This window comes from Streptomyces aurantiacus JA 4570 (assembly GCF_000414115.1).
Lineage (GTDB): Bacteria > Actinomycetota > Actinomycetes > Streptomycetales > Streptomycetaceae > Streptomyces > Streptomyces aurantiacus_A.
Map to the genome: position 1 here is coordinate 1 of NZ_AOPZ01000504.1, position 2,984 is coordinate 2,984.

General features: G+C 74.3%; 1 protein-coding gene and 2 pseudogenes. 1 reads left to right on the forward strand and 2 read right to left on the reverse strand.

Annotation, left to right across the window (positions count from 1 at the left end; genetic code table 11):
* Positions 1-876 (reverse strand): annotated as a pseudogene (locus STRAU_RS36275) (hypothetical protein); the annotation flags it as partial.
* Between the two features lie 523 nt (positions 877-1,399).
* Here STRAU_RS36275 and STRAU_RS36280 point away from each other — a divergent pair.
* Positions 1,400-2,592, forward strand: a pseudogene (locus tag STRAU_RS36280) (Cmx/CmrA family chloramphenicol efflux MFS transporter).
* Between the two features lie 17 nt (positions 2,593-2,609).
* Here the strand turns inward: STRAU_RS36280 and STRAU_RS36285 are convergent.
* Positions 2,610-2,861: a helix-turn-helix domain-containing protein gene (locus STRAU_RS36285; protein WP_016645376.1), complete on the reverse strand. Its 252-nt coding sequence runs from the start codon at positions 2,859-2,861 to the stop codon at positions 2,610-2,612.
* Positions 2,862-2,984: the final 123 nt, after the last annotated feature.

Consider the following 2,984-nt stretch of genomic DNA (forward strand, 5'->3'; position numbering starts at 1 on the left):
CGCCGGGGCGGGGAGAGGTCCGAGGACGTCCGCCTCCCCGGCCTCGATCCCGGCGAAGCGGGCGCCTCGGGGGCGGCGGCGGGGGCCGGTCTGGCGGGGGACGCGGGGGGTTCGGGAGGGGGTGGTGGGGGTGGGCCGGTCGGCCGGGGCGTGGTCGTCGGTGTCGCCGTTGTCGCCAGTGGCGCCGTGGAGGCCGTGAGCGCCGTGGACGCCGTCGGCTCCGTTGACGTACTGCGAGGCGTACTGGGCGACGTAGCCGTCGTCGGCGGCGGGGCGGTGGTCCGCGCCACCGGAGACGTCCCCGGTGTCCTGACCCGGGAAGACCCCGTCATGGCCGGGCCCGCCGAAGTCCACCCACTGCGGCGCCCGCGTCCGGTCGAGCCGCTCCATGCGGGCGCGCAGCTCACCGCAGCGCGCGGCCGCGCGCTCGTGGTCGTCGCGCACCCACGCCAGGTCCAGGTGGATGCGGTCCACGTCGTCGGGCGTGGCGGCGACGGCGAGGGCGCGTGCCAGATCCTGCTGCCGCTCCAGGGCGAACCGCTGCTCCTGGAGCATCAGGTCGAGCCGGTCGCTGAGGAGTTCGCGGCCGCCCGGCCGGTCGTCGTACGCGGCGACCGACGCGGAGTGCAGCGCCCGCGCCCGCCCGGTCTCGGCGTGCGCGACCCCGACCCCGGAGCCGGCCGCGAGGTCGTGCAGCAGCGCCTGCACCACGTCCCACGGCGGCACCTCGGCTCCCTCGAGGCAGGCCCGCATCCCGTCCGGGTCACGGGCCCAGAACACCCCGCACCACCCGTCGCCCTGATCGAGACGGGCCATGAGCTCGCTCAGATATTTCGCGAACTCCCGGACTTCGTCCGGGAGTTGTCCCACTGCCATCGTCGGGCACCGCCCCCTGGGAGACTGGAGTCTGCCGGTCCGGAAGATAACACCAGACGCGTTACGGGACGGCTACACGCGGTTTTCCGAAGGCTTCGTTAATTACTTGGACGTGCGACGCGAAGCGTGGTTAGTCTGCGCACATGTCCAGTCCCGAGTCGAACAGACGCTAGCCACCGGCGCTCCGGTGGCTGCTCGTCGAGTTCCTCGGTGCCCGTGTCGCCCTGACGGCGACGCGGAAGCTGTGCCGTTCGCCGCGCACAGCGCCACCCTCTGACGACGCCCCCCACGGCCGCTTCGGCGGCTCGGCGGCTCCGGCCGCTTGGGACTCTGCGGCCGCTTCGGCTGCTTCGGCCTCTTGGGAGACTTCAGCCCCTTCGGCCCCTTCAGCCCCTTCGGCCCCTTCGGCCCCTCGCCGCCCCCCCTTCGCCACGGATCGCCCCAGCGCCTCAGCCCCGGACTGCCTTCGCCGGTCACGGGCTGTTCCCCTCTCTCACCCGTTTTGTGGCTACGGAGTATCGCTGTGCCATTCATCCTGTATCTGCTCGGTCTCGCCGTGTTCGCCCAGGGCACGTCCGAGTTCATGCTGTCCGGCCTGGTGTCGGACATCGCCGCCGACATGGAGGTGTCGGTACCGGCCGCCGGATCACTGACCTCGGCGTTCGCCGTGGGAATGATCGTCGGGGCGCCCCTGATGGCGGTGTTGAGCCTGCGCTGGTCGCGTCGCCGCGCCCTGCTCGGCTTCCTGGTGACGTTCCTGCTCGTGCATGTGGTGGGCGCGCTGACCACCAGTTACGCCGTACTGCTCGGCACCCGCGTCGTCGGCGCCCTCGCGAACGCCGGTTTCCTCGCCGTGGCCCTGGCCACCGCGACGAGCCTGGTCGCACCCGACGCCAAGGGGCGGGCCACCTCGATCCTGCTCGGCGGCACCACACTCGCCTGCGTCGCGGGCGTACCGGGCGGCGCGCTGCTCGGCCAACTGTGGGGCTGGCGCGCCGCGTTCTGGGCGGTGGCCTTGATCTCGGTGCCCGCCGTCGTCGCCATCGCCCGGGCCGTACCGGCGGGCCCGCCCGCCCCCCCGCCGCCACGCACACCGGGGCCCGCACGGAGCTGCGGGCGCTGCGCTCACCCCGGCTCCTGGTGACGCTGCTGCTCGGCGCCCTCGTCAACGGCGCGACGTTCTGCGCCTTCACCTACCTCGAACCACTGTCCACGCACGTCACCGGCATCGGCGACGCGTGGGTGCCCGCGCTCCTCGCCCTGTTCGGGCTCGGCTCCTCGGCGGGCGTCGCGCTCGGCGGGCGCTTCGCCGACACCCGGCCGGTGCCGCTCCTGGCGGGCGGCACGGCGGCGCTGCTCGCGGGCTGGTCGGCGTTCGCCCTGACGGCCGGGAACCCGGCGGCGACGGTCGCCTTCGCCTTCGTACAGGGGCTGCTGTCGTTCGCGGTCGGCTCGACCCTGATCTCGCAGGCGCTGTACGCGGCCACGGGGGCGCCGACGCTCGCGGGCGGGTTCGCCACGGCCGCCCTCAACATCGGGGCGGCGGTGGGCCCTTGGGCGGGCGGCCAGGCGATCGCGTCCGGCCTGGGCTACCGCTCACCGCTGTGGGTCAGCGCCCTGCTGGTGGCGCTGGCGCTCGCGACGGCGGCGGGCGCGGCCGTGCTCGCGCGGCGCCGGACGGCAGACCGCGAGGAACCCGCGCCGGCGGATGCCTGACCGGCGGGCTCCGGCCGTCAGACGGGAACCAGCGCGCAGCTCCGGGCCACCTCGTCCATCGACAGCTCCAGGGCGACCGCGAGGGCCGCGACGGTGAAGAAGGCGGGCGTCGGCGCCCGGCCCGTCTCGATCTTGCGGAGAGTCTCCGCCGAGATCCCGGCGCTCGCGGCCACCTCCACCATGCTCCGCTCGCCGCGCGCCTCGCGCAGGAGACGGCCGAGCCGCTCACCGCGCTCGCGCTCTTCGGGGGTCAGTGGGGTGCGCACCATGGGGCCATCCTACCCCAGGAGCCATTTAAATACCGGTATAGTAATTGGCGTGACCGGACGGCGCCGCGCACGGACGACGGCGGCCGCGCGGCGCACACGCGCAGAGGCCCGCGCCGTCCCGTG